The sequence below is a fragment of the Enterococcus canintestini genome (assembly GCF_001885735.1).
Lineage (GTDB): Bacteria > Bacillota > Bacilli > Lactobacillales > Enterococcaceae > Enterococcus_C > Enterococcus_C canintestini.
In genome coordinates, this window is the sequence record NZ_JXKG01000002.1 from 221,195 (window position 1) to 246,041 (window position 24,847).

28 protein-coding genes and 1 other RNA gene are annotated in these 24,847 nt (G+C 36.4%); 20 read left to right on the forward strand and 9 right to left on the reverse strand.

Annotated elements, in window-relative coordinates:
- The first annotated feature begins 269 nt into the window (after positions 1–269).
- Positions 270–398: a hypothetical protein gene (locus RU96_RS13380; protein ID WP_016171945.1), complete on the forward strand. Its 129-nt coding sequence runs from the start codon at positions 270–272 to the stop codon at positions 396–398.
- A gap of 295 nt (positions 399–693) precedes the next feature.
- Here the strand turns inward: RU96_RS13380 and RU96_RS02460 are convergent, their stop codons facing one another.
- The 5 genes from RU96_RS02460 to lexA all read right to left on the reverse strand — a co-directional run bounded on the left by RU96_RS02460 (position 694) and on the right by lexA (position 3,751).
- On the reverse strand, positions 694–1,476 hold the full coding sequence (locus RU96_RS02460) for an alpha/beta hydrolase (RefSeq protein WP_071863964.1): 783 nt from the start codon (positions 1,474–1,476) through the stop codon (positions 694–696).
- A gap of 11 nt (positions 1,477–1,487) precedes the next feature.
- On the reverse strand, positions 1,488–1,856 hold the full coding sequence (locus RU96_RS02465) for a hypothetical protein (protein WP_071863965.1): 369 nt from the start codon (positions 1,854–1,856) through the stop codon (positions 1,488–1,490).
- An 18-nt stretch (positions 1,857–1,874) separates the two neighbouring features.
- Positions 1,875–2,495 (reverse strand): hydrolase, encoded by a 621-nt coding sequence (locus tag RU96_RS02470; RefSeq protein ID WP_071863966.1) that lies wholly within the window; start codon positions 2,493–2,495, stop codon positions 1,875–1,877.
- A gap of 303 nt (positions 2,496–2,798) precedes the next feature.
- Positions 2,799–3,011 (reverse strand): hypothetical protein, encoded by a 213-nt coding sequence (locus tag RU96_RS02475; protein WP_071863967.1) that lies wholly within the window; start codon positions 3,009–3,011, stop codon positions 2,799–2,801.
- 119 nt (positions 3,012–3,130) lie between these two features.
- A complete protein-coding gene (lexA, locus tag RU96_RS02480; RefSeq protein ID WP_071863968.1) occupies positions 3,131–3,751 on the reverse strand; it encodes a transcriptional repressor LexA in 621 nt (206 codons plus the stop codon).
- Positions 3,752–3,922: 171 nt separating this feature from the next.
- On the opposite strand from lexA, the gene RU96_RS02485 reads away from it, so the two are divergent.
- The 8 genes from RU96_RS02485 to nth all read left to right on the forward strand — a co-directional run bounded on the left by RU96_RS02485 (position 3,923) and on the right by nth (position 10,898).
- A complete protein-coding gene (locus tag RU96_RS02485; protein WP_071863969.1) occupies positions 3,923–4,165 on the forward strand; it encodes a DUF896 family protein in 243 nt (80 codons plus the stop codon).
- Between the two features lie 88 nt (positions 4,166–4,253).
- Positions 4,254–6,248, forward strand: a complete 1,995-nt coding sequence (gene tkt, locus RU96_RS02490; protein ID WP_071863970.1) for a transketolase — start codon at positions 4,254–4,256, stop codon at positions 6,246–6,248.
- A 249-nt stretch (positions 6,249–6,497) separates the two neighbouring features.
- Positions 6,498–7,397, forward strand: coding sequence for a glucosaminidase domain-containing protein (locus RU96_RS02495; RefSeq protein ID WP_071863971.1), 900 nt, complete (start codon positions 6,498–6,500; stop codon positions 7,395–7,397).
- A gap of 149 nt (positions 7,398–7,546) precedes the next feature.
- Positions 7,547–8,479 (forward strand): cysteine synthase A, encoded by a 933-nt coding sequence (gene cysK / locus RU96_RS02500; protein WP_071863972.1) that lies wholly within the window; start codon positions 7,547–7,549, stop codon positions 8,477–8,479.
- 146 nt (positions 8,480–8,625) lie between these two features.
- The gene (locus tag RU96_RS02505; protein WP_071863973.1) at positions 8,626–9,060 is read left to right on the forward strand and encodes a Fur family transcriptional regulator; all 435 of its coding nucleotides are present in this window, start codon (positions 8,626–8,628) and stop codon (positions 9,058–9,060) included.
- Positions 9,061–9,064: 4 nt separating this feature from the next.
- Positions 9,065–9,442, forward strand: a complete 378-nt coding sequence (locus RU96_RS02510) for a RidA family protein (protein ID WP_071863974.1) — start codon at positions 9,065–9,067, stop codon at positions 9,440–9,442.
- Positions 9,443–9,558: 116 nt separating this feature from the next.
- Complete coding sequence (locus RU96_RS02515) at positions 9,559–10,245, forward strand: DnaD domain-containing protein (RefSeq protein WP_071863975.1); 687 nt, start codon at positions 9,559–9,561, stop codon at positions 10,243–10,245.
- A gap of 2 nt (positions 10,246–10,247) precedes the next feature.
- Positions 10,248–10,898 (forward strand): endonuclease III, encoded by a 651-nt coding sequence (gene nth / locus RU96_RS02520; protein WP_071863976.1) that lies wholly within the window; start codon positions 10,248–10,250, stop codon positions 10,896–10,898.
- Positions 10,899–10,941: 43 nt separating this feature from the next.
- Here the strand turns inward: nth and RU96_RS02525 are convergent, their stop codons facing one another.
- Both RU96_RS02525 and recU read right to left on the reverse strand, forming a co-directional pair.
- Positions 10,942–13,245: a PBP1A family penicillin-binding protein gene (locus RU96_RS02525; RefSeq protein ID WP_071863977.1), complete on the reverse strand. Its 2,304-nt coding sequence runs from the start codon at positions 13,243–13,245 to the stop codon at positions 10,942–10,944.
- Positions 13,235–13,870 (reverse strand): Holliday junction resolvase RecU, encoded by a 636-nt coding sequence (gene recU, locus RU96_RS02530; protein ID WP_071863978.1) that lies wholly within the window; start codon positions 13,868–13,870, stop codon positions 13,235–13,237. The genes RU96_RS02525 and recU overlap by 11 nt, the downstream gene beginning before the upstream one ends.
- Positions 13,871–13,932: 62 nt before the next feature.
- On the opposite strand from recU, the gene RU96_RS02535 reads away from it, so the two are divergent.
- The 8 genes from RU96_RS02535 to RU96_RS02570 all read left to right on the forward strand — a co-directional run bounded on the left by RU96_RS02535 (position 13,933) and on the right by RU96_RS02570 (position 19,900).
- On the forward strand, positions 13,933–14,475 hold the full coding sequence (locus RU96_RS02535; protein ID WP_071863979.1) for an SLOG family protein: 543 nt from the start codon (positions 13,933–13,935) through the stop codon (positions 14,473–14,475).
- Positions 14,476–14,551: 76 nt separating this feature from the next.
- Positions 14,552–14,983 (forward strand): cell division regulator GpsB, encoded by a 432-nt coding sequence (gpsB, locus tag RU96_RS02540; protein ID WP_071863980.1) that lies wholly within the window; start codon positions 14,552–14,554, stop codon positions 14,981–14,983.
- 19 nt (positions 14,984–15,002) lie between these two features.
- Positions 15,003–15,366, forward strand: an RNA gene (gene rnpB / locus RU96_RS02545) — RNase P RNA component class B.
- A gap of 149 nt (positions 15,367–15,515) precedes the next feature.
- On the forward strand, positions 15,516–16,676 hold the full coding sequence (locus RU96_RS02550) for a THUMP domain-containing class I SAM-dependent RNA methyltransferase (protein WP_071863981.1): 1,161 nt from the start codon (positions 15,516–15,518) through the stop codon (positions 16,674–16,676).
- Positions 16,676–18,175: a carboxypeptidase M32 gene (locus RU96_RS02555; protein ID WP_071863982.1), complete on the forward strand. Its 1,500-nt coding sequence runs from the start codon at positions 16,676–16,678 to the stop codon at positions 18,173–18,175. Before RU96_RS02550 ends, RU96_RS02555 begins: the two co-directional genes overlap by 1 nt.
- A 316-nt stretch (positions 18,176–18,491) precedes the next feature.
- Positions 18,492–19,157: an HD domain-containing protein gene (locus RU96_RS02560; protein WP_071863983.1), complete on the forward strand. Its 666-nt coding sequence runs from the start codon at positions 18,492–18,494 to the stop codon at positions 19,155–19,157.
- 152 nt (positions 19,158–19,309) lie between these two features.
- Complete coding sequence (locus RU96_RS02565; RefSeq protein WP_071863984.1) at positions 19,310–19,663, forward strand: hypothetical protein; 354 nt, start codon at positions 19,310–19,312, stop codon at positions 19,661–19,663.
- 12 nt (positions 19,664–19,675) lie between these two features.
- On the forward strand, positions 19,676–19,900 hold the full coding sequence (locus tag RU96_RS02570; RefSeq protein WP_071863985.1) for a hypothetical protein: 225 nt from the start codon (positions 19,676–19,678) through the stop codon (positions 19,898–19,900).
- 104 nt (positions 19,901–20,004) lie between these two features.
- Here RU96_RS02570 and RU96_RS02575 read toward each other — a convergent pair whose 3' ends face one another.
- Entirely contained in the window at positions 20,005–20,325 is a 321-nt protein-coding gene (locus tag RU96_RS02575; protein WP_071863986.1) for a hypothetical protein, read from the reverse strand.
- A gap of 94 nt (positions 20,326–20,419) precedes the next feature.
- On the opposite strand from RU96_RS02575, the gene RU96_RS02580 reads away from it, so the two are divergent.
- Both RU96_RS02580 and RU96_RS02585 read left to right on the forward strand, forming a co-directional pair.
- A complete protein-coding gene (locus tag RU96_RS02580; protein ID WP_071863987.1) occupies positions 20,420–21,571 on the forward strand; it encodes a VanZ family protein in 1,152 nt (383 codons plus the stop codon).
- Positions 21,572–21,628: 57 nt separating this feature from the next.
- Positions 21,629–22,978: a DEAD/DEAH box helicase gene (locus RU96_RS02585; RefSeq protein WP_071863988.1), complete on the forward strand. Its 1,350-nt coding sequence runs from the start codon at positions 21,629–21,631 to the stop codon at positions 22,976–22,978.
- 238 nt (positions 22,979–23,216) lie between these two features.
- Here the strand turns inward: RU96_RS02585 and RU96_RS02590 are convergent, their stop codons facing one another.
- Entirely contained in the window at positions 23,217–23,669 is a 453-nt protein-coding gene (locus tag RU96_RS02590; protein ID WP_071863989.1) for a GNAT family N-acetyltransferase, read from the reverse strand.
- 83 nt (positions 23,670–23,752) lie between these two features.
- Here RU96_RS02590 and RU96_RS02595 point away from each other — a divergent pair, with 83 nt between their 5' ends.
- Entirely contained in the window at positions 23,753–24,808 is a 1,056-nt protein-coding gene (locus RU96_RS02595) for a DUF7278 family profilin-like fold-containing protein (RefSeq protein WP_071863990.1), read from the forward strand.
- Positions 24,809–24,847: the final 39 nt, after the last annotated feature.

The window sequence follows — 24,847 nt, forward strand, 5'->3', positions numbered from 1 at the left end:
AGAAGAATTACAAGTTGAAATTTTCCATGCGAATTACTGATTGATTTAAAACGATAGGAAGTCTTTTTAAAGACTTTACAGTAATGTCGGGGCTTTTACAAGGGAGGAATAAAGATAAGATTTATTTTAGTGATTACTTTTGAAAACACCTCCAATTTGCTTTCAAGAGAAGCTTCTTGTATAATCAGTAGGCGCTGAGTGGATAGACAGCAAGTAGTAAAACTATAGTAGGTAATTTAGTAGCAGGTTGAGCTAATCAAGGAGAAAAAATGAATACAAAAGAAAAAATGCTAGAATTAATTAAGAAAAAACAAGGTGGCGGACGCGTAAAAGAAATGCAAGCCCCAAAAAACGATCGCAAGAATATGCGCAAAGGACCCAAAATTTATAATAAATAGCTTAAAAAGTGTACTTTCTTAATGAGAAAGTACACTTTTTATTACCACTAATTAGATGGCCTCTGGATTTATTTATTGTTTAGCTGCTTTTATTACTTGTCAGACTATAAATTTGTTACTTTACCAAAAATGAAATTAACTGAAAATTTAATGGAGCGGATTTATAAAAATAAGTTCACTATCATAATAATATGTAAACTAAAAGGATATCGCAATTTATTAATTAAAAGAAAAAACCGCCTTTGAATGAAGAAATCATTCGAGGCGGTCAAACTGGAATGTTGTTTTTCAAATTTTAATTAGCTAAATAGGAAGAAAAGAACGATAATGTTTGAGGCAACGCCAATTCCCAATAACCTTCACCGTGGACTGTTCCTGCGATTAGTTTTACATCACTGGGAACGTCAACATCAGCAAGTGCCTGCTGTAACTTTAAGACACCGCTAATTGGAACTAATTCATGTAATGAATTCGCTAAAAATACAGGGCCACTTTTTGAACTGACGCGGGTCAGCGGAGTAGCTGATTTTAATAGGTTTAAATCATTACGTACATAATTTAAAATAAACCATTTATAAAATTGATCATTGTTGCCATCTTGATCAATTTCGCGACTTTCATGGGCATCAAAATGTTGCTCTTTATTCATTACTGCTTTTACTTCAGGATGTTGTGTCACCCAATCATACATATCGATAATTCCTGACCATGATGCAGTAGGAATGCCTTTTTGCAAAGCCAGTTCAACAGCTAAATTGCCACCGGCAGAAGCACCCAAGGCAAAAATTGGCATATTAGCTGCTAATGTATTTTTTTTCGTCCAAGCATATGCATTGAAAACGTCCGTCAGAGCACTAGGATAAAGATCAGCAGGAGCAAGGCGATAATTGGGGGCGACGACAAAGAAACCTTCATTGACAAATTTTTCAGCTAGAAAACTTTCTTTTTCTTTATCTCCACGAAACCAACCACCACCATGGATTAATAATAGGGTTGCTTTTGGCTTTGTATCTGGTGCATAGGTATCTAGTTTTAAATCATTGCCGCTATCATAAACGATATCTTGAGTAATTTTCATCGTGATCACTCCTAAATCAGATTGTTGGGATCATCAGGCTGTAGTGATAAAATTTGATCAATTGTTTTTCGTAATGCTTGTTGTGCTTGTTCGTATTGGGGTAATTGATCCCCAAATTTTTCATTGAATCCAGCTAAACCATTACTAACAAATGCCATTTCGTATTGATAAACTGCATCGTACTGAGTTGTAAAATCTTTTAGCAAATCCATCTGATTGCCAGCAAGTTGCAATGCCATTTGAGTTACACGAAAATCCGTATAGGCGAGTTCAAATTGGACCGCCCAAGCCCGCATAAATTCATGTTGATTTTTAATATGCAAAAAGTGATGCTCTACTGTCCAAGCTAAATTTTTTAAAGAGCCTTGAATGTCTAACATACAAACATCTCCTATTTTTTATTCTAATTTCAAGAAAATTCCTTTGTCTTGCATTGCCTTTACAAATTTTGCTACCGTATCCGTTCGATTCCAATCCCGCTGGAATTCACAAGCTAATTGGGCAAAGGTGGTCATTTTAGCCCCCGCTTGTTCAACACGATGAAGTGCCATTTCGTGTGCGATTTTACTCGTGCCGCCAACAGCATCAACAACAGGATAAACCTCATAGCCTTCTTTTAATGCATCCAAAGTAGGGAAGGTTAGGCAGGCTTCTGTCCATAAGGCAGCAATAATAATTTTCTTTTTGCCAGTGGACTTCACTGCATCGTTAAATTCCTGATCTTCCCACGCATTGATAGAGGTACGATCATAACTTGGTAAATCTTTTACCAGTTCTTTTAACTGAGGAATAGTATCTTTGTTGCGTCCAGTTGCCACATTAACTGTTGATACAATTGTGGGAACATTGTAAGCACGCATTAAAGCAGTTAAATTTGTAATACTTTCAACCAGTTCATGGCGGTTCATCGAATTAATCGAGTTGACTTGAGTCGGTTGGTAGTCAATTAAAACAAAAACACTATTGTCGGGGGAAAGTAGTTCATCTTTTTGGGGATTTCTTGGTTCATAACTTGTCATAGTAAAATGCCTCCTTAATTTTGCGCAATATTTTGCTCTTAAAATCAATATACTGCCGTTTTTTAAATAAGGAAAGTAATCTGACTCCCTAAAAGGAATCGCTTACATTTTTTTAAAGTAAATCATTTAGATAAATGTGATGTAAAAGAACTGTTGTTTAAGTAAACTCTATTTTAATCTCCTCAAATTCAGCGATACAAAAATTTAAAGAAAAAAACACCTCGCTCGGGAGGTGTTTAAACAAAATTTTAGAAGGGAAAAACTATATTCTGACTAAAAAAGATGCAAGTTGCAAAATTTGATTTATTTATACTGATGGTACGTATTACGTGGTTTTTGGGTGTAGGGAGAAAATTTGCGAATGCTTTGGCGATATTTTTTCTCATCCCACAAAGCAAACCAAGTTAAAAAAGGCGGGACAAAAATTAAAGCAGCTAAAGCAACACCATAGTGACTAATGACAAAGCTAACGATTATACCTAAAACGATTAAAGAAATATTGCGAATTGTATTCATCCTTTTCACCTCAATTAAATTATACGAACAAACGTTTGTATATTGATTATACGAAAGTATGTTCGGTTTGTAAAGCAAAAAAATAAATCTCCGAAAAGTTCGAAGATTTATTCATAATTTTAAAGTAAATCACGATAAAGACCGACCACTAAGCCTAAGATTTTGACATTTGGCAAGATAATAGGTTCCATATAATCATTTTCGGGTTGTAAACGAATGTAATTATTTTCTTTAAAAAATCTTTTACAAGTTGCTTCATCTTCATCAGTCATCGCAATGACAATATCACCATTATTTGCAGCTGATTGTTTGCGGACAATAACTTGATCACCATCTAAAATACCTGCATTGATCATACTTTCTCCACGGATTGTTAACATAAATAAAGCACCGCTATCATTTAATAAATGAGGCGGGATAGGGAAGAAATCAGATGCCTCTTCCACAGCTAAAATTGGTTCACCGGCTGTAACGACGCCAAGCATCGGAATAGTCTCAGGCTGTGCACCAATTTTTTCCAATCCTAATTCCGTTAATTCGATTGCACGGGGTTTAGTAGGATCGCGTAAAATAAGACCTTTCTTTTCTAAACGGGAAAGATGACCGTGTACTGTCGATGTGGAAGATAACGAAACCGCTTCGCCAATTTCTCGAACTGTGGGGGGATACCCTTTTTCTGAGACGCGGTCGTGAATAAATTTTAAGATTTCAATTTGACGATTTTCTGTGCGTTTTGCCATATTGCACCTTCTTTCTTTCGATACGTTTAGTTTAGCATAAAGCAAAAAACAATTCAAACAGATGTTCGTATTTAGTTGGTGGTTGTCACGAACCCTTTTTTTAGCTAAGATAAGAGGGAATATAGGAATGTAGTCTCAATTTCAAATCATAAGCATAAAGGAGATTTTATAATGCTATCAGATGAAAAATTAGCGCGTATTAACGAGCTGGCTAAAAAGAAAAAAGAAATGGGTTTGTCAGAAGCAGAAACAAGAGAACAAAAGAATTTACGGGAAGAGTATTTAAAAGCTTTTCGATCAGGAATGCGGCACCACATTGAAGGTATGAAAGTCGTGGATCCAAAAGGAAATGATGTCACACCAGAAAAATTGAAGCAAATCCAAAAAGAAAAAGGATTACACAACCGTGATTGATATTTAATTGCATTTAAAGCGAAAATCCTTTACAATAGGGAAGTAAATAATAAAGGTAAAAAAAACCTAAAAACTGGAGGAAGCACAATTGTTTGATAAAATCGATGAATTGAGCGTTAACACCTTACGTACTTTAAGTATTGAAGCAATCCAAGCAGCAAATTCTGGCCACCCTGGTTTACCGATGGGGGCTGCACCAATGGCGTATGCACTTTGGACAAAGCATTTGAAAATTAATCCGGCCACTTCACGTAATTGGGCTGATCGTGACCGTTTTGTTTTATCTGCTGGGCATGGTTCAGCATTACTTTATAGTTTATTGCACTGTGCAGGTTATAAAGTTTCAATTGATGATTTGAAAAATTTTCGTCAATGGGGAAGTAAAACACCTGGACATCCTGAAGTGAATCACACTGATGGTGTCGAAGCGACAACTGGTCCATTAGGTCAAGGGATTGCAATGGCTGTAGGAATGGCGATGAGTGAAGCACATCTAGCTGCGACTTATAACCGTGATCAATTCAATATCGTCGATCATTATACTTATGCTCTATGTGGTGACGGTGATTTAATGGAAGGTGTTTCTCAAGAAGCGGCTTCAATGGCTGGGCATATGAAACTAGGAAAGCTAGTTGTTTTATATGATTCAAATGATATTTCATTAGATGGACCAACTTCAAAAGCTTTTACTGAAAATGTTGGGCAACGTTTTGAAGCATATGGCTGGCAACATATCTTAGTAGAAGACGGCAATGATTTACAAGCAATTTCAGATGCTATAAAAAAAGCAAAAGAAAATTTGAGCCAACCTACATTAATTGAAGTCAAAACAATCATTGGTTTTGGTGCTCCAAACGAAGGAACAAACAAAGTTCATGGCGCACCTCTTGGCACAGAAGGAATTGCTGCTGCTAAAAAAGCTTACGGTTGGGAATATCCTGACTTTACAGTGCCTGAAAAAGCAGCTGCTCGCTTCAAAGAAGCAATTAATGACCGAGGCGAAAAAGCAGAAGAAGCTTGGAACAAGATGTTTGCTGAATATAGCCAAAGCTATCCAGAACTAGCTACGCAATTTAAAGCTGCATTTGCAGGCGAGCTGCCAGATAATTGGGATAGTGAATTGCCTACTTATGAAGTAGGTTCTGCCCAAGCAAGTCGTGTTTCTAGTAAAGAAATGATTCAAGCGCTATCTAAAGCAGTCCCAACTTTGTGGGGAGGCTCAGCTGATTTATCATCTTCAAACAACACCATGGTGGCTGCAGAAAAAGATTTTGAACCTGGTCAATATGAAGGACGTAATATTTGGTTTGGTGTTAGAGAATTTGCAATGGCTGCGGCGATGAATGGTATTCAATTACACGGTGGCACCCGAGTTTATGGCGGTACATTTTTTGTCTTTACCGATTACTTACGCCCAGCATTACGGCTGTCTGCAATTCAAAATGCGCCAGTTATCTATGTTTTAACCCATGATTCTGTAGCAGTAGGAGAAGATGGACCAACGCATGAACCGATTGAACAACTAGCAAGTGTCCGTTGCATACCAAATGTTCAAGTTATTCGACCTGCTGATGGAAACGAAACAAGAGCTGCTTGGAAGATTGCAATGACCACTAAAGATAAACCAACTGTCTTAGTTTTAAGCCGTCAAAATTTACCAGTATTACCAGGGACAAAAGAAAATGCTGATGAAAATGTAGCTAAGGGTGGTTATGTAGTTTCCCCTCAAGAAGGGCAAGTACCAGAAGGAATTCTAATTGCGACTGGTTCAGAAGTTGACTTAGCTGTTAAGGCTCAAGCTGAACTTAAAAAAGCTGGTAAAGATGTTTCTGTGGTTTCTTTACCAAGTTTTGATTTATTCGAATCGCAAAGTCCTGAATATAAAGAAAGTGTATTACCAAGTTCTGTTACTAAGCGTGTTGCCATTGAAGCAGCATCTCCATTTGGCTGGGAACGTTATACTGGCTTTGACGGTAAAGTAGTAGCTATTGATCACTTTGGCGCGTCTGCACCTGGTGACAAAGTGCTTAGTGAATTTGGTTTCACTGTTGAAAATGTTGTAAACGTCTATAATTCATTGTAATTAACTGTTAAAAGACTCTTTGTCAGATGTTTTATTTAAACAATCTGCAAGGAGTCTTTTGTTTTTGTTCCGTCATAATGATGATTGTGCATAAAATCATTTAAAAAGCTTTTTGGATTGTTGCATATATTAAATATATGTTACAAGATAGGAATTATTTGATATGAAAAAAAATTCAAGCTATAATACATACATCTAGTTATCGTTATAATAATCTTAATTTATATAAGTTTTTTCAGGAGGAAGAAAATGGTAGAGTATCTAACTCGTAGTGAGCGACATCAAAAAAAGCAAGTAACGTTTAAATACCGTTTTGATAGTAAGAAGGCTCTGTCAATGGCGGGGGTTGGTTTGATTTGTACACCAGGTATTATGGCAGCAATGCCAACACAAACTGTTCAAGCGGCAGAACTCCAAAATCAAAGCGTGGATAGCACGGCTAGTTTAATCAATCAAATCGGTGCAGCAGCAACGCAAATTGCCCAACAAAATGACTTGTATGCTTCAGTCATGATTGCCCAAGCAATTTTAGAAAGCGGTAATGGTTCCTCAGTTCTAGCTCAAGCGCCATATTATAATTTATTTGGGGTTAAAGGGGCATATAATGGCCAGTCTGTTACTTTTCCAACGCAAGAATATTTGAACGGACAATGGGTGACTATGAATGAACCGTTTCGCCAATATAGTTCTTACTGGGAATCTTTAGCGGATCACGCTTATGTATTACGCAGTACAAGTTTCGCTACAGAAATGCCACATTATGCAGGGGCTTGGAAGAGTAATACGAATAGTTATTTAGATGCGACTGCATATTTAACAGGACGCTATGCCACTGACCCTACCTACAACCAAAAACTAAATTATTTAATCTCAGCTTACAATTTGACGCAATATGACACACCAGCTTCTGGCTATGTGCAAACTAGTTATGACACAACTGCTCAAACAACAAGTAGTGAAAATCAAGTTTCCCAGCAAGAAACAGCTGTTGCTTCCCAAAATAACGTTGCGGGAACTACTTATACTGTTGTGTCTGGTGATACACTTTGGGATATTGCCGCTAAATACGGTACTACTGTGGATCAGCTAATGGCCAATAATGGACTTTCCAGCGATGTTATTATGGTAGGACAACAATTAAATATTTAATAAAATGAAAACTACCCTCGACTAAACAGTAAAAACTGTCTAGTCGAGGGTAGTTTTTTTGTAAGACAAAATATTCGCACATGTTGCGTAATTTCGCTATTATATTAAATGAGTACAGTTGTTTTTAGAGCTTAAAAGGAGGAAATAATATGAGTGAAATTTACCAATCTGTTTTAGATTTAATCGGACATACACCCATTGTAAAACTGAACCATTTAGTTTCAGCTGAAGATGCCGAGTTGTATGTAAAACTCGAATTTTTCAATCCCGGTAGCAGTGTAAAAGATCGAATTGCATTGAGCATGATCGAAAAAGCTGAAGCTGACGGCAGTTTAAAAAAAGGTGGAACAATCATTGAACCGACTTCTGGTAATACCGGCATTGGTTTGGCAATGGTTGGGGCAGCTAAGGGTTATAACGTTATTTTAGTGATGCCAGATACGATGAGCATTGAACGTCGTAAAATAATGCAAGCCTATGGGGCTAAATTAATTTTAACACCAGGTTCTGAAGGAATAACTGGTTCTATCAAACGAGCTGAAAAAGAAGCACAAGAAAATGGGTATTTCTTACCATTGCAATTTGAAAATCCAGCTAATCCTGAAATTCATGAAAAAACAACTGGTAAGGAAATTGTGGATGCCTTTGGGGTTGGCGGTCTTGATGCTTTTGTCGCAGGCATTGGCACAGGTGGTACCATTACAGGGGCAGGTCATGAATTAAGACGGGTTTATCCTGAGATAAAAATTTATGGGGTAGAACCACAAGAATCTGCTGTTTTAGAAGGTGGCAAGCCTGGACCGCATAAAATTCAAGGTATTGGCACGGGCTTTATCCCAGACACCTTGGATACAAAAGTTTATGATGAAGCCGTGGCCGTTTCTAGTGATGATGCGATTGCAACAGCCCGCAAAATGGGAACGCAAGAAGGTATCTTGGTAGGGATTTCCTCTGGTGCAGCAATTAAAGCAGCTATTGATGTTGCCAAAAATCTTGGTAAGGGTAAAAAAGTTTTAGCGATTGTCCCTGATAATGGTGAGCGCTACTTATCTACAGTACTTTATCAATTTGACGAAGAATAATAATTTTTGACGAACTTCTTAATGATTAAGAAGTTCGTTTTATTTAGTCCATGTTTTTTTTGCATCGCTTAAAGTAGATACTTTTCTTTTTTTTTGACTCATAGTATGATTAAAATATATTAAAAACAAAAAGAGGAGGGGATTTGTTGGAAGCGCACATTAATATAGAAGAAGTAATTGCAAAATTGAAAAAAGATAATATACGTATTACCCCTCAACGTCAAGCTATTTTAGATTATTTAATCGCCCACCACTCTCATCCGACTGCTGATGAAATCTATCATGCGTTATCTCCGTCATTTCCGAGTATGAGCGTTGCAACAGTCTATAATAATTTACGCCTGTTTACAGATATTGGTTTTGTTCAAGAAATGAACTATGGGGATGCTTCAAGCCGTTTTGATTTTGCAGTGAAACCACATTATCATGCAATTTGTACCAATTGCGGAAAAGTTGTTGATTTCTTTTATCCATCATTAGAAGATGTAGAAACAGCGGCAAGTCAACTTACCGGTTTTGAAATAAACAATCATCGTTTAGAAGTATATGGGTTATGCCCAGATTGTCAGAAAAAGGAGTAATGAAATGAAAGATGTTGCTACTAATTTAGCCCCTAAAGCGATTGGTCCTTATGTACAAGGAAAAATTGTAAATGGTTTTTTATTTGCTTCTGGTCAGATACCTTTAAATCCTGAAACAGGGGAATTAATGGGTAAGACTATTCAGGAACAAACAAGACAAGTTTTTGAAAATATTGAGGGTCTGTTAACAAGTTGTAATTTAACACTTGCTGATGTTGTTAAGACAACTTGTTTTTTAAAAGATATCAATGACTTTGCAGATTTTAATGCTGTTTATGCTACTTATTTTGCTACAAGTTTTCCCGCTCGGTCAGCTGTTCAAGTTGCTGCACTACCAAAAGATGCGCTAGTGGAAATTGAAATTATTGCAGTGGTTAAATAGTTTTTTTGAAAACTTTTTTTGCCGTGAGGTCAGTCCGACAGTCTTTGGTTGGATTGGCTTTTTTACGTGTTTCGTTTAAAAATACGTTATACTAGTTAATAGAAATGAGGGATAACATGTTAGCGTTAGAAGATTATTTGGCAGCTGGTCAGACGGTTGTTTCCAATCTTATTTTAGATCATTATCATGAATTGGGACTAAATAGTGATGAGCTAGTATTTTGGCTGCAATTGTATCGCCATCATGAACAAGGTGACTATTTTCCTGACTTGAATCAAATTGCAAAGGAAATGGGTTTAAGACAGCAAAAAGTATTTGAGCTTTTAAATCAGTTAGTTTTAAAGCAAGTGATAAAAATTGAAACTGTAACAGTAGATAACAAACAACAAGATCACTATCTTTTTACTCCTATATTTGAAAAAATTGCACAACTCATTGAACAGTCAAAAAATAAAGATTTTGAAAACAGCCATCAAGAAGCTGTGGCACAATTATTTCAGCATTTTCAACAAGAATTTGGTCGCCCGTTATCATCTTTTGAGTATGAGCGGATCGCCCAGTGGCTAGAAGAAGATAAATATACGCCGGAACTGATTACATTAGCTTTAAAAGAAGCTGTTTTGAATAATGCACGCAGCCTGCAATATATTGAAAGTATCTTATCTAGCTGGCACAATAAAAATATTCGTTCACCACAAGATGTTGAAAATGAGAAAAATCGTTATCAAAAAAACAAACAGAAACCAGCTGAGGCAAAAGAAATACCATCAATTTCTTTGCATAATTGGCTAGAGGGAGATTGAATATGTTAAATGCTGAAAAAACACAGTATGCATTAAAAGTGATGGGGGAGATGTTCCCCAAAGCTCACGGTGAGTTAATTTATCATTCTCCTTTTCAATTACTAATTGCTGTTATCTTAAGCGCACAAGCTACTGATGTTTCGGTCAATAAGGCAACACCCGCACTTTTTGCAGCTTTCCCAACAGCAGAAAAACTAGCAGCTGCACCACTTGATGAAATAATGACAAAAATAAAGACAATTGGTTTATATCGGACAAAATCTAAAAATATTAAAGCTTGTGCCACAATTATTGCAACAGAATATGACGGAATGGTTCCAAATGACCGTAAAATTTTAGAATCTCTACCAGGTGTAGGAAGAAAAACGGCGAACGTGGTTTTAGCAGAAGCTTATGGTGTTCCGGCAATAGCTGTGGATACACACGTTGAGCGGGTATCCAAACGTTTACGTATCTGTAAGTTAGACGCAACGGTTAGTGAAGTCGAAAAAACTCTAATGCGTAAATTACCAAAAGAAGAGTGGATTAAAGATCATCACCGAATGATTTTCTTTGGGCGTTATCATTGTTTGGCCCGTAATCCTAAATGTGATATTTGTCCTTTATTAGACATTTGCCAAGATGGAAAATTGAGAATGAAAAAAAGAACATAAAATAATCCACCCGTTAAAAGACGGGTGGATTATTTTATTAAATTTAATTATTAGTACCATTATTGCCACCGCCAGCAGAACCGCTAGTAGCCGGTGGAGTAGCTGTAGACGCCGTGGTGGAATTTTCGGTTGGTGTTGAAGGCTCTGGTGTTGGTGTTGGTGTTGGCGCTATACTACTACTTTCTTGGGTAGCAGAAGAGGCATTTGATTCTTCAACACTACTAGAGCTACTTGTTTCAGGTTGTTTTTCTGAGCTGGTACTTGGAACAGTTGGTGCTTGATAAGAAGAGCTTGGTGTTGTTAAAGATTGCTCATATTTATCGCGCCAATACAATTCATTCCCCACACGAATCAAATCATCTGGAATTTCCCAATCATTATTATCACCGTTTTGTGCGACGTATTGCATCAATTCGCGGTAGACGTCAGAAGCAATCATGTTTGATTCTGAGGTGATTGGCGTTAAATGTTTTTCATAACCTGTCCAAACAGAAATGGCATACTGGCGATTATAGCCAACAAAAGTGACATCAGGGGAGATTCCATCTGAAATGCCGATTTTTTCTAGATCTTCATCTGAGTAATTAGAAGTTCCCGTTTTACCGGCTTGAATCAAGCCATCAATCATCGCGTTAGTACCAGTACCTTGTGTGATTACATCTTTTAAAATATCAGTAATCATATAAGCAGTTCCTTTAGACATTGCTTTTTTGCCTTCTGGTTTAAATTCGTCAGAAGAGCCATCTTGATAGACGATTTTGTTGACATATTGGGGCTTATAGTACGTTCCGCCATTGGCAAAAGCGGCATAGGCAGCAGCCATTTTCAAGGAAGAGACCCCGTATTTATCGCCATCTTGAGTAGTGTTACTAGAAATTGCGTTTGATTGAACCAAGTCTTTATACTGAATGCCAAGACCGTTTAAGAATTTTGAGACATCTTCTTTGCCAACATCATTAAATAATTTTACGGCTGGAACATTCCGCGATTCATAAAGAGCTGTTCGCAGTGAGATGTTTCCCATATATTGTTTATCCCAGTTATTGACGCTAATATCTGTTCCATCATATTTATAAGGGGCATCATCAATTCGTTTTGCTGTCGAGTAGTTTAAATCTTCAAAAGCAGGCCCGTAATCGGTAATCGGCTTAACGGTGGAACCGAAATCTCGGGCAGTGCTAACAGCTTGATTGTTCCCAAAGACTACATTATCTGGAACATTACGCGCACCAATTTGAGCCAGAACTTTACCGGTATTAACATCTACCATAGTTGAGGCAACTTGTAGCTTTTCATCAGGATAGTTGACATATTTATCGGTATTAACGATTTCATACAAACGTTTTTGAGCGTTTAAATCAAGATTAGTATGAATCTCAAGTCCGTCAGTATAGACATCTTTACCGGTTGTATTTTTTACTTCAGCAATCACTTCTTTGACATAGTTATCAACTAATTGCAGATTTTCACTGGATTTTTCTAAATCTTTCAAGCCATCTTTAATTGGCTTTTTGATCGCTGTTTGATATTCGTTTTCGGTAATTTTATTATTCTCTTTCATTGTGTAAAGAACCGTATCCCGGCGTTCTTTTGCTGCTTCAGGATGTTGGTATGGATCATAAGCATTCGGCGCTTGTGGCATCCCGGCAATCAGTGCCGTTTGGGCTAAATCTAAATCTTTTAAATTTTTGCCATAATAAGTCTCCGCTGCAGTTTCCATGCCGTAAAGACCATTTGCCATATAAACTTTATTGATGTAATAAGTCAAAATTTCTTGCTTGGATTTTTCTTGTTCTAATTGTAATGCTAACCAAGCTTCTTGGGCTTTACGTTTTAAAGTTTGATCAGATTTTTTTGTCGAAAAATACGACAACTTGATTAACTGTTGTGTCAATGTACTTCCGCCTTGCAAGCCACCTTTTGTAACGTTCGATAAAGCAGAACCGATAATTCGAATCGGATCAACACCGATATGTTTATAAAAGCGACGATCTTCTACTGAAACAACGGCATCTTCTAGTAACTGCGGTACATCTTGAGCAGAAATCTTTTTCCTGTTTTCAGAGCCCAAGTCTGCAACGATATCATTATTACTTGCGTATATTACTGAAGAGACAGATGCATCTAATTTACTATCTTCAATTTTTGGTGCATCTTTAGCATAAAACCAAAAAAGTCCCATCCCAGAAAGTAGAGCGATACAACCGAGGATAAAAAAACCAATCAAACCTTTTAAAACGATTGATCCAACAGAATTTTTGGTTTTCTTTTTTAACTTTTTAGGCTTCTTATTTGGCGCATTATTCCCATTGTGACGGGATGCTCTTGAAGAGGTATCATTTCCCATTTTTAGTTGACTCCTTTAAAACGTATTTTTTAACTGCTTCCAGATAAGGAATGCGGGGGGCAATCTTTGGTATAATCTCAATTCCAACTTCTTCAATTAAGGATAGAGGAATCGATTTTTTTCCATCTTTTTGTTGTTTCCATAACGAAACTAAGATTTTGCTATCTAAAAAAAAGCAACGATGTAAGCTAGAAAACCATAATAAAACAAAACAAATCCCTCCTTGGGTTAAGCAGGCTTCCATATGCCGAATTTGATGGTCATGGAAGTTTTTAAAAGGAAAGGATGTCTTATTTTTAGTTTCTTTGGCCTCAAAGTCAAGGTAAAGGCCCTGATAGACGCCATTATAATCTGTCGTAGAAGCTTCTTTAAAATAGGCTTCTTTGATAACAGCTGCGCTGCGTTTAGGATAATCTACGTTGACGATTTGAATGGGAGTTGGCTTTTTATGAACAACTGCCTGATTGTGGGTTAAATAATAAAGGTTGCTTTCATTAATGGCTTCTTCAAACCGCATACCACGGTTACTGAAGCTTACACTCCCTTGAGTTTTCGTCTTTGTTTGTTTATGCTTAGCAGGTAGCGCAGCTTGATAAATTTGACCGTTGGGATATTTTAAAACCATATGTGTCACACTCCTACCGGTGTATTATACCAAAAAGCTAAAAAGAAAGAAAATGTATCGTTATGGAATCTATAAAAACATTATTATTAACTGGTTATCGCAGTTACGAACTTGGCATATTTCAGGAAAAAGACGCAAAAATTGCAATTATTAAGAAAGCGATAAAAAATAATTTAATCCAATATGTTGACTCAGGGTTGGAGTGGGTTTTAATTGGTGGCAATCTCGGAGTTGAAATGTGGGGAGCAGAAGTTATTAGTGAGTTGAAAATAGACTATCCTCAGTTGCACCTAGGCGTTATCTTTCCATTTGCTGAATTTGGCGAACAGTGGAATGAAGCTAACCAGGAAAAATTAGTTCATCTAAAACAAGAAGCAGATTATGTTGAAGCGGTTAGTCATAAACCTTATCAAAATCCACAACAGCTACAAAATCATACGAATTTTTTATTGCAACATTCAGATGGAATTTTAGCAGTATTCGATCCGGAATTTCCGGGAAAACCGAAATATTTACTGGATGCAGCGGAGAAAATGACAGAAAATAACGAATATCTTATTCATCTCATTACAATGGATGATTTACAAAATACCTTCTACGAATGATTTTTGTTGCTTTCTAGCTTATTTTTGATAGAATGTTTTAAGAGAGTTTCTAAAAATAAATGAGGTGTATGAATTAATGGCGAATTTAAATTATAGTCCTAAAGACATTTTGCAACAAGAATTCAAAACAAAAATGCGTGGTTATGATCCAGTTGAAGTAGATGAGTTTTTAGATAATGTAATTAAAGACTATGAAGCTTATAACAAAGAAATTTTAGCATTACAAGAAGAGAATGATCGCTTACAGGCAAAATTAAGCCAACAAGCTGCAAATCCAACTCCAGCTACAAGTCGTGTACAAACAGAAGCACCAAAAAGTCAAACAGTGACAAATTTTGATATTTTAAAACGTCTTTCCAACTTAGAAAAAGAAGTATTTGGTAAAAAATTAGATCAAGATACTGTTACAGACCATAGTGAAGTAACTACACGTGTTTCTCAGGCGTTAAATGGGAATTACACAAATGACGAAAATAGTGATGATAATGAACGGACACGTCGTTTCTAATTTTTAATGAAGCTCTGTGATTTTCGGGTAATCGCGGTCTAGTAATAGGCTGAGGAAAGTCCATGCTCGCACAAGCTGCGATGCTTGTAGTGTTCGTGCCTGGCGAAACCATAAGCCAGGGTACTATTTAGTAACGGCAGGAAAATTTCCTAAGGCGTAAGCTATGGATTAGTATCCTTGAAAGTGCCACAGTGACGAAGCGCCCATGGAAACATTGGCGGTGGAACGCGGTAAACCCCTCGAGCGAGCAACCCAAACAATGGTAGGGGCACTTCTTTGACGGAATCAAACGAATACAAGAAGGTATCTTTATGATGCAGATAGATGATTACCCCGTAATTTTTGACCCTGAAAAAATTACGGACAGAACATGGCTTATAGAAAATCACAGGATTCAGGGCTTATTTTAGAAGTAAACTAAAAGCTGAACAAGTGGGTTCAGCTTTTTTTCTTTGCAATCATTTGCATTCAAGTGGTTGTCGTGTTTCAATACATTTAAGAACATTTTAAACCTGCGGGTAAAGGAGCATATATGAAAGAACAAACATTTAATTTAGTGGCCACATGCGCCAGTGGACTAGAAGCTTTAGTTGGAAAAGAATTACGCGATTTAGGAATTGAATGCCAAGTAGAAAATGGTCGGGCTCGTTTTAAAGGTGATTTGCAGACAATTGCTACTGCCAATTTATGGCTTAGAACAGCGGATAGAATTAAAATTGTCGTCGGCGAATTTGATGCTTATACTTTTGATGAATTATTTGAAAAAGTAAAAGCACTGCCATGGGAAGATTTATTGCCTCTTGATGCAGAATTTCCGGTTAGCGGTAAATCTATCAAGTCAAAACTTTACAGTGTACCAGACTGTCAAGCCATTACTAAAAAGGCGATTGTCGACCGTTTGCGTTCTTATTATCACCGGCCTAGTCATGTACCTTTAGCAGAAACAGGGGCACTTTTCCCAGTGGAAGTAGCGTTGTTAAAAGATCATGTCATGCTTACACTTGATACAACAGGGCCAAGCCTATTCAAACGTGGGTATCGCTTGGAAAAAGGGGGCGCACCTTTAAAAGAAAATTTAGCAGCGGCTTTAGTGTTGTTGACCAATTGGCGTAAGGATCGTCCTTTTGTTGATCCAGTCTGTGGTTCAGGAACAATTTGTATTGAAGCAGCTTTAATTGGCCATAATATTGCCCCGGGATTTAATCGTGAATTTTTGTGCGAAGCATGGGATTGGGCAGATGAAGAAATATTTGAAAAGGTAAGAGCAGAGGCAGATCTTGCAGCAGACTATGATATTGAGCTAGATATTAGTGGCTATGATATTAATGGTAAAATGATTGAAATTGCAAAAGCAAACGCAGCAGAAATCGGCTTAGGTGACTCCATTACTTTTAAACAACAGGCTGTCAAAGATTTTACTACGACAAAAGATTACGGTGTGATTGTAGCTAACCCTCCTTATGGTGAGCGTTTAGGGGAAACAGAAACAGTGCAGAAACTGTATCAAGAAATGGGCGCTGTATTACGTCCTTTAAAAACTTGGAGTAAATATATTTTAACTAGTGATTTACAATTTGAATCATTCTACGGTGCAAAAGCTACTAAAAAACGCAAATTATATAACGGTGCATTACGGACGGATTTATTCCAATATTGGGGAATGCGACCACCCCGTCAAAAGGAGGAAGCTTAATGAAAGAAAAAGAATTTTTAGCTGAATTAGAAGAATTAGCCTTATTAAATCAAACACTAGCCTTACTAGATTGGGATAGTCAAACGGGGATGCCAGAAACTGCGGCTACAGAAAGGGGTGCTGCTAGTGGCTACTTGAGTGGTTTGGCTTTTGAAAAACAAACGGGACCAAAAATTAAAGCCGCCTTGGATTACTTTAGTGCGCATAATGATGAGCTTTCTGAAATTGGTAAGACAGTGTACCAAGTGACAAAAAAAGATTACGAAGAATTACATGCGATTCCTAAAGAATTGATGGTTGAGCGGAGTCGGTTATATAGTCAAGCCCATACTGCTTGGTTAAAAGCTAGACAAACGCAGAGTTTTTCAGATTTTCAAGCAGCTTTAGCAGAAAATATTCGCATTACAAAAGAGCTAATTCCTTATTATAAAAAGGACGAAGCTACAGATTACGATGTCTTATTAAATATGTTTGAACCCGGCATGACAACAGAAGTCTTAGACCAGGTTTTCGGCGAGCTTAAAGCAGGACTAGTAAAAATTCGACAAACTATTAATGAAAAAGGGCAAAAACCAGATACTAGTTTTAAAAATCGGACGATGACAAAAGAGCAACAGCAGTTTTTTGTCAAAAATTTAGTCGCTAAACTGGGATTTGATTTTAAGCGGGGGCGTTTAGACGATACTGTTCATCCTTTTGCCACGAGGATTACGCGGGATGATGTTCGGATTACAACGCGTTGGAATGAAGAAGATTTTACTATGGGGATTTTTGGTGTAATTCATGAAGCAGGTCATGGTATCTATGAGCAAAGTATTGACGCAAAATATAATATGACCCCCGTTTATGATGCACCTTCAATGGGAATTCATGAATCGCAATCTTTATTTTATGAAATTATTTTAGGAAGTAAACGCAGTTTTTGGGAAAAACAATATCCGCATTTTCAAAAGGCTGCTGCTGGTACTTTTGATGATATTGACTTTGAACGATTTTATCGTTCTTTAAAGGCAACTGCTGCCAGTTTAATTCGGATTGAAGCGGATAGTTTGACGTATCCATTACACATTATTATTCGCTATGAATTGGAAAAAGCGCTCTTTAATGAAGATTTAGCCGTAGAAGACCTGCCGCAAGCGTGGAATGATAAATATGAAGAGTACCTAGGAATTCGTCCTGAAAATGATTTAGTCGGTGTTTTACAAGATGTGCATTGGTCTGGGGGTATGTTTGGTTATTTCCCATCTTACGCATTAGGCTATATGTATGCTGCTCAATTATTAGCTGCCATGGAAAGAAAATTAGATGTGGATAATTTATTAGCAACAGAAGATTATGCTCCAATAAAAGCGTGGTTGACTGAACACATTCATAAATTTGGCAGAAGTAAAACGCCAAGTGAATTAATTACAGCAGCAACCGGCGAAGCTTTAAATCCGCAATACTTACTTCAGTATTTAACTGATCTTTATTATGATGTTTATCAAATTGATAAATAGAAGAGAAGTTAATTTTGTTTTTATTCTGGAGGTTAGCTAGTTATCTATTCAAATGAGTAAAGCTAAATAGTTAGTTGCCTGCAATTTTTAGGACTGAATTAAAGTAGAAGGAAACGAAATTTATTATCTACAAAAATTAGTGCCAGGCGATTTCGCCTGGCACCTTTTGGGGAAGTGGCTAGAATTTGTCTTTAGTATTTACTAGTCAGACCAGCGGAAGTGTCCAACTATCAAGCAACAAGAAACCACTCTGTTAATAGTGTAACCGCTTTTTAAAAATTGCGGAAATTCGAATTTGCATAATAAAGGGGATAAAATGGAAAAGTTAGCCAAAATAATCGCATATACTAAACAACAATTACAAACTGATCTGACGGGGCATGGTTTTGACCACGCACAACGAGTAGCGACTTTGTCCCATAAAATTGCCAAAGCAGAAAAAGCGCCAGTCGATGAAATCGTACTGCTCGCTTCAGCTTATTTACATGATACGATTGATGACAAAGTAGTAGCAGATGTAGACACCGCTTGTCGTGAGCTACAGCAGTTTTTGCTAGAAATCGGCTTAAGTGCGCAACAGCAAGAAGAAATTCTTTTTATTATTAACAATATGTCATTTTCTAAAGAATTAACAGGAAAGGTTTCTTTACCTCTAGCGGGAAAAATTGTTCAAGATGCCGATCGCCTAGAAGCACTAGGAGCTATGGGGATACTGCGGACTGCTTATTTTGGTGGCGGTCACCAACATCCACTTCATGATCCTGCGATAAAACCAATTACTTTTACTGACAAAACACAATATCGCAAAGGGAGTACAGTGATTAATCATTTTTATGAAAAATTATTTTTGTTACCAGAAAAAATGAACACACAAACGGCTTACCGAGAAGCTTTACGGCGCCAGAAATTTATGGAGTCTTTTTTGGCTGAATTTTATCAAGAATGGCAGCCTGAAAACATTGATTTGACAGAACTGGAATAATTTATAAATTTTCTTTGGTAACGTAGATCAAAGCAAAGCATAAAAAGTCTAAGATTTTTATGCAATGTGTTAATTTTAGGTATATTCATACAACACTTATTATTTTATTTTACTATCAATATCTCCTATAATTAACTTAAGGGGGGATAGAGATGTTTTATCAACAAGCTATGGAGCCAATTGAGCTTTTAGATACCTTAGCTTTAAGTAGTGAGTGCTTTTTTGTCATTACAGCGCAATTACCTAAAAGACAATATCGCGTAGCAATTTATAAATACGATAAAGAGTATTTCCTACTTTTAGACCCTCGCTTATTTCAACAAATTACTAAGACAAAAACGGAGTCTCACGGGGATGAAGACGAGGTTTTGCCGTATATTGAAGAAGCATTAGAAAAAAATCTTTATGAATTAGTAGCAGAAGATTATGTAAAACTAGATCTTTTGACATTGTCTCATTTAGCTACAAATAGCACTGTCAGTATTCGTTTTTATGAATTTTATTAGGAGAGGTTAAAAATGAAAAAAACAGAGTATTTAACTTTTAAAGATGAAAACTTTATCAAGTTACTCCAAGATTTAGGTGATGATTATTCTGCTGTTGAATTAATTGATGAACAAAATGACGTTGATGCTATCGTTTTATCACAAGCTGATTTTAATTATTTAGTCAGTCAGCTGGATGAAGAAGAACGAGGGCAATATCTGGAGGATAACGACGAATCGGAGTTTTTAGAAGACTAAGCGTCTAAATGGATTAAAAAGTAAAAACCCCAAGCTATCTCAGCTTTTGAAAGCACAGTAGAAGATAGTTTGGGCATTTTTATTTCAACTTAAGAAAAATTCAATTATGATTTACTTTGAGGCTTAATTCGTTTATAGGCACGAAAAATATTGATGATAACTAAAACGATACCAATAATTAGCGGTAAATAAAGTAACCAAATTGGATAATTCAACGCCAATATAGCACCTGTTTTATTTAGCTGGCTTTGCTCTTTTAAGGCATATTGTAGCACCTGGTAACTAAATGCAACCATAAAACCTGCGATAATAAATAAGACGAAGCCAAGATAGTGGATTTTGCTTTTTTTACGTAAGAATAAAATTAATGCATATAAAATAATTAGTGCAATAGGAACACCCAATGCAAAATATTCGTTTAACATAATTGCACCTCCTGTAATTATCATACGCCAAACTATTTTTTTTGGGAAATATTTCAAAATTTTATTTTCTCACCATAAAAGAAAGGATTTTTTTATGTCTGCTTATATTGAACCCCTTAAAACTGCTTTACTTATTTTTCCTTTTTTAGCGTTGTTTATCTCATCTTTTTTCTTTATTTATGAATACCGTAAATTCGGGCGCTTTATTATTAGTCGAGCTATTATTTTGTATTCTTTTGTCTTTTATTTATTGTGTGCGTATTTTTTAGTGATTTTACCGTTACCGCCAATTAGTGAAGTCGCGCATTATGGTGGTCCTCATTATGAATTACATTTAGGCGCGTCGTTACATAACTTTTTAAGCCAAACGGTGTTAAAAATTGACGATCCTAGTACCTATCTACCAGCGATGCGTCAAGGTGTTTTTTTAGAACCGGTCTTTAATGTATTGCTTTTATTGCCATTTGGTGTTTATTTACGCTATTTCTTTGGTTTTTCATTAAAAAAGACTATTTTGGCTAGCTTTTTATTATCATTATTTTTTGAATTAACCCAACTAACTGGCTTGTACTTCATTTATCCACGGAATTATCGTCTAGCAGATGTGAATGATCTTTTTCATAATACGCTCGGGGGAACACTAGGTTATTTAGTGGAACCGTTGTTTGCGCTACTGCTACCAACACGGGAAAAATTGGAAGAAATAGCCTATGAAAAAGGAAAAGATGTAACTTTTTTTCGTCGTTTTGCTGCCTTTTTATTAGATTGGTTCATTATTTATTTCTTTACTTTTGTTTTGACTGTTATTTTACGTCTAGTAACAAATAGTTATTCGGATAAATATTTTGATTCACCACTGTGGTATTTTGTAACCATTCTTATTTATTTTATTTTCTTTAATTATTTGTTAAACGGCCAAACCCTAGGTAAAAAAATTGTGCGGATTCGGGTAGTAGAAAATAATCATCAACATATCACTTTGAAAGCTTTATTTATCCGCTATGGTTTGTTATACCTCATATATGGTGGTATCGGTCAAATTGGTGCACTTTTTGCTCCTTTAATCGGCGATAATAATCACTTCTTAGTGGGGATTGCCTCATTTATTACTATCGGTGCAACCATTATTCAGTTTTTATTTGTGATTAACGTTTTATGGGCAGTTATTCGTAAAAAGAGACAATTATTTTATGAAAAAAGAAGTGGAACTTATGTGATTAGTACGATTTTGAAAAAAGAAATCTGACGGCAGAAACCTTTTGTGCTATAATCCCTAAGAACATTATGAAAAGAAGGTGGAAACATGCAATTTAAGGATTTTCAATTTAAGCCCTTTATATATGAAGCTCTTAAAGAAAAGAATTTTGAACAACCAACTGAAGTTCAGGCGCGGCTTATTCCAGTTATTCAACAAAACAGAAGCGTAGTGGGACAATCTCAAACTGGTACTGGTAAGACCCATACATTTTTACTACCCTTATTGGATAAAGTTGATCCTACTAATGAGAGTGCCCAAGTTGTTATTACTGCACCAAGTCGTGAACTAGCCAATCAAATTTATATTGCAGCAAAACAGATTGCCGCTTTTTCAAACCCTGTGATTCGCGTTAGTAACTTTGTAGGGGGGACAGATAAACAACGACAAATTGATAAATTACAGCACCAACAACCTCATGTCGTAATTGGTACGCCAGGACGTTTATTGGATATGATTAATGAACAAGCTCTGTTTATCCATAAAGCATTTGCTTTTGTAGTTGATGAAGCGGATATGACACTAGACATGGGCTTTTTACAAGAAGTCGATCAAATCGCTAGCCGTTTACCAGAGAAAGTACAAATTTTAGTCTTTTCGGCTACCATCCCAGAAAAGTTACGGCCATTTTTAAAAAAATATTTAGAAAATCCGGTCATTGAAGCCATTCAACCTAAAGCGGTCATCGCCGAATCAATTGACAATTGGTTGATTGCCACAAAAGGCAAAGATAAAAATCGGCTGATTTATCAGTTATTAACTATTGGTCATCCTTATATGGCATTAGTTTTTGCTAACACGAAACAACGGGTGGATGAAATCAGTGACTATTTAAAAGAACAAGGACTAAAAGTTGCGAAGGTGCATGGCGATATTACTCCGCGCGAACGAAAACGGATTATGCGCAGTATTCAAAACATGGATTATCAATATGTTGTTGCCACGGATTTGGCCGCTAGAGGAATTGATATTGAAGGTGTATCTCACGTTATCAATGCCGAAATTCCTAACGATTTGGAATTTTTCATTCATCGTGTTGGTCGGACAGGACGCAGTAATCTTGAAGGAACTGCCATCACATTGTATAGTCCTCAAGATGAAGAAAAAGTCGCTGCTATTGAAAAAATTGGGGTAACTTTCAAACCAAAAGAAATTAAAAATGGCGAAATTGTGGATAGCTATGATCGTAACCGTCGTAAAAAGCGGGAGCAAACTAAAAAAGAGGAACTTGATCCTACGTTAATTGGTTTGGTGAAAAAGAAAAAGAAAAAAATCAAACCAGGCTATAAGAAAAAAATTCAATGGGCTGTAGATAAAGATAAAAAGCAAAAACGCAAAATTGAAAAACGCCAACAGTTACGGACAGCTCGTAAACACAAGAAAAAATCAAGTCAGTAACAGAAATTGATGTAAGAGAAGTAGTCAAATTAAGAAGTACGTAAAAATTGTACGAAAACTACTGCTTAAATTTTTGCGAAATTTCGGGTTGTTATAAGCTGAAGTTATTACTTTAACACCGCTTATTTGTAAAAGATGAGGGATGACATGATTTTGTCATCCCTCGTTTTTGTTGTACAAAAAATTGTCTGAGGCTCACACTAAAGAGCTATCTACTATTTTAGCATTTCTTATCTTCTTAGTATCCGTTTGTAACCTCGGTTAAAATTTTTTCCATTTTTTGGCACCAAATACCGTCTTCTAAATAAGGGGCACTCACGATTTGATAGCCGCTGTTGAGATAAAAGGGGATTGCGGTGAGTTCTGCTGATAGTATCGTCCGCTGGTAGCCATCTTTAATCGCCTGCTTTTCGTAAAATGCAAGTAATTTTTTACCAAAGCCTTTTTTTCGCCACTTTTTTGTGACACAAAAACGATCTGGTTGAATTGTATTTTCATTAAGAGCTTGATAACGAATTGTAGCGATTGCTTCTTTGTTGTGAAAGTAAACAAAATAACGTGCAAGCTCATCGTCGTGTTGATCAAATTCTAATTCTGGTGGAATTTTTTGTTCCAAGACAAAAACGCGGTATCGAATTGAAAAAGCTGCAGCTTGCAAATAACTCGCTGATCCAAAAGAAATTTTATCCATAATGTACTCCAATCATGCTATACTTAATTTTAGCAAGTTTTCTTAAGGGTAACATGAAAAGAAACTGGTGAAGGAGAATTTCGATGAATTTATTTGAAATGCTACATTGGAATAACTGGAAAAATTTAACCGACGAGACAAAAATTCAGGCTTTTCAACAAGTCTTAATGTATTTTGTCAGTCCCTTAAAAGAAATAACGAATCTTGAACTTTTAACTTACCAATTAGACGGCGTAAAATGTCGGACATTTGAGCTGGAAATTGATGGAGAAGCTTTTGTTTTTGTGCCTGGACAAAACGAAGCAATTTTAGGCTGGGATCTAGGTGTACAAGGTTTAGCGAGTAGTGCGTGGGCGACTACTGAAAAGACTGTTTTGACAGAAGACGACAAACGGATTGTCGCTGAATATCAGTTGAAAAATATCGATGACTGGGATTTATTTGTAGATATACATACTTCGCCATTACGAAAGAAAAACATCCCTCCTATGTTGGTTCAAAAACACGCTTTGCCCGCTGGGACGCGGTATTTAGGCATGTTAGATACTATTACAGGTGAATTCACTGGAAACATGGAAAAATTTAGTATGCTTGAAAGAAAAATTAAAGCACAATTTACAGCTCCGAAAACTTTTCAAGAAAGCTTAAATTATTCATTGCCGTATCATATCTTAGTGCCAAATGAATTTTATTTAGAAATTGCCGATGGAACAGATAGCTATTATGTATTTGAACATTTTGATTGTACCCAACAAACTTTAATCAAAACGATTCAAAAAGACGGTTTTGATTTACTGAGTGAAGACCAGTGGGAATTTATGGTAGGTGGGGCTACCCGTAAGTTATTCCGTTGGGGGAATGCAGCTGATGTGGATCAAAGCTATTGGGGCAAACAGGTGAAAATGCTAAAAGAAGGTCCCAATATGTTTGGGGTAGTCATTAACGGTGGGGCAAATCGTTACGAGTTAACGACTGAGCCTATCTTAAAAATGGATCATAACCAAAAAAGTGCCATTGCTTTGTTGACATTACTACCAGAAGCAACGTATTATCGCGCTAATCGTCGCTTAAAAGCCGATGAAAATTTAACACCACAAGATTTTTTATATCGTAAAGCAATTTTAATAGAATTAGATTAAATCGTTGACAAGTATGGGTTTGTCACCTATACTTTGTAG

Excerpts from the sequence above, each read along its gene's own strand:
- RU96_RS02470 (WP_071863966.1), bottom strand. The coding sequence starts at position 2,495 with ATGACAAGTTATGAACCAAGAAATCCCCAAAAAGATGAACTACTTTCC.
- RU96_RS02560 (WP_071863983.1), top strand. The coding sequence starts at position 18,492 with ATGGAAAAGTTAGCCAAAATAATCGCATATACTAAACAACAATTACAA.
- cysK (WP_071863972.1), top strand. The coding sequence starts at position 7,547 with ATGAGTGAAATTTACCAATCTGTTTTAGATTTAATCGGACATACACCC.
- RU96_RS02465 (WP_071863965.1), bottom strand. The coding sequence starts at position 1,856 with ATGTTAGACATTCAAGGCTCTTTAAAAAATTTAGCTTGGACAGTAGAG.
- RU96_RS02590 (WP_071863989.1), bottom strand. The coding sequence starts at position 23,669 with ATGGATAAAATTTCTTTTGGATCAGCGAGTTATTTGCAAGCTGCAGCT.
- RU96_RS02510 (WP_071863974.1), top strand. The coding sequence starts at position 9,065 with ATGAAAGATGTTGCTACTAATTTAGCCCCTAAAGCGATTGGTCCTTAT.
- nth (WP_071863976.1), top strand. The coding sequence starts at position 10,248 with ATGTTAAATGCTGAAAAAACACAGTATGCATTAAAAGTGATGGGGGAG.
- lexA (WP_071863968.1), bottom strand. The coding sequence starts at position 3,751 with ATGGCAAAACGCACAGAAAATCGTCAAATTGAAATCTTAAAATTTATT.
- RU96_RS02555 (WP_071863982.1), top strand. The coding sequence starts at position 16,676 with ATGAAAGAAAAAGAATTTTTAGCTGAATTAGAAGAATTAGCCTTATTA.
- RU96_RS02565 (WP_071863984.1), top strand. The coding sequence starts at position 19,310 with ATGTTTTATCAACAAGCTATGGAGCCAATTGAGCTTTTAGATACCTTA.
- RU96_RS02495 (WP_071863971.1), top strand. The coding sequence starts at position 6,498 with ATGGTAGAGTATCTAACTCGTAGTGAGCGACATCAAAAAAAGCAAGTA.
- RU96_RS02475 (WP_071863967.1), bottom strand. The coding sequence starts at position 3,011 with ATGAATACAATTCGCAATATTTCTTTAATCGTTTTAGGTATAATCGTT.
- RU96_RS02585 (WP_071863988.1), top strand. The coding sequence starts at position 21,629 with ATGCAATTTAAGGATTTTCAATTTAAGCCCTTTATATATGAAGCTCTT.
- RU96_RS02550 (WP_071863981.1), top strand. The coding sequence starts at position 15,516 with ATGAAAGAACAAACATTTAATTTAGTGGCCACATGCGCCAGTGGACTA.
- RU96_RS02570 (WP_071863985.1), top strand. The coding sequence starts at position 19,676 with ATGAAAAAAACAGAGTATTTAACTTTTAAAGATGAAAACTTTATCAAG.
- RU96_RS13380 (WP_016171945.1), top strand. The coding sequence starts at position 270 with ATGAATACAAAAGAAAAAATGCTAGAATTAATTAAGAAAAAACAAGGT.
- RU96_RS02595 (WP_071863990.1), top strand. The coding sequence starts at position 23,753 with ATGAATTTATTTGAAATGCTACATTGGAATAACTGGAAAAATTTAACC.
- gpsB (WP_071863980.1), top strand. The coding sequence starts at position 14,552 with ATGGCGAATTTAAATTATAGTCCTAAAGACATTTTGCAACAAGAATTC.
- RU96_RS02575 (WP_071863986.1), bottom strand. The coding sequence starts at position 20,325 with ATGTTAAACGAATATTTTGCATTGGGTGTTCCTATTGCACTAATTATT.
- RU96_RS02485 (WP_071863969.1), top strand. The coding sequence starts at position 3,923 with ATGCTATCAGATGAAAAATTAGCGCGTATTAACGAGCTGGCTAAAAAG.
- recU (WP_071863978.1), bottom strand. The coding sequence starts at position 13,870 with ATGGTTTTAAAATATCCCAACGGTCAAATTTATCAAGCTGCGCTACCT.
- RU96_RS02535 (WP_071863979.1), top strand. The coding sequence starts at position 13,933 with ATGGAATCTATAAAAACATTATTATTAACTGGTTATCGCAGTTACGAA.
- RU96_RS02580 (WP_071863987.1), top strand. The coding sequence starts at position 20,420 with ATGTCTGCTTATATTGAACCCCTTAAAACTGCTTTACTTATTTTTCCT.
- RU96_RS02525 (WP_071863977.1), bottom strand. The coding sequence starts at position 13,245 with ATGGGAAATGATACCTCTTCAAGAGCATCCCGTCACAATGGGAATAAT.
- RU96_RS02460 (WP_071863964.1), bottom strand. The coding sequence starts at position 1,476 with ATGAAAATTACTCAAGATATCGTTTATGATAGCGGCAATGATTTAAAA.
- RU96_RS02515 (WP_071863975.1), top strand. The coding sequence starts at position 9,559 with ATGTTAGCGTTAGAAGATTATTTGGCAGCTGGTCAGACGGTTGTTTCC.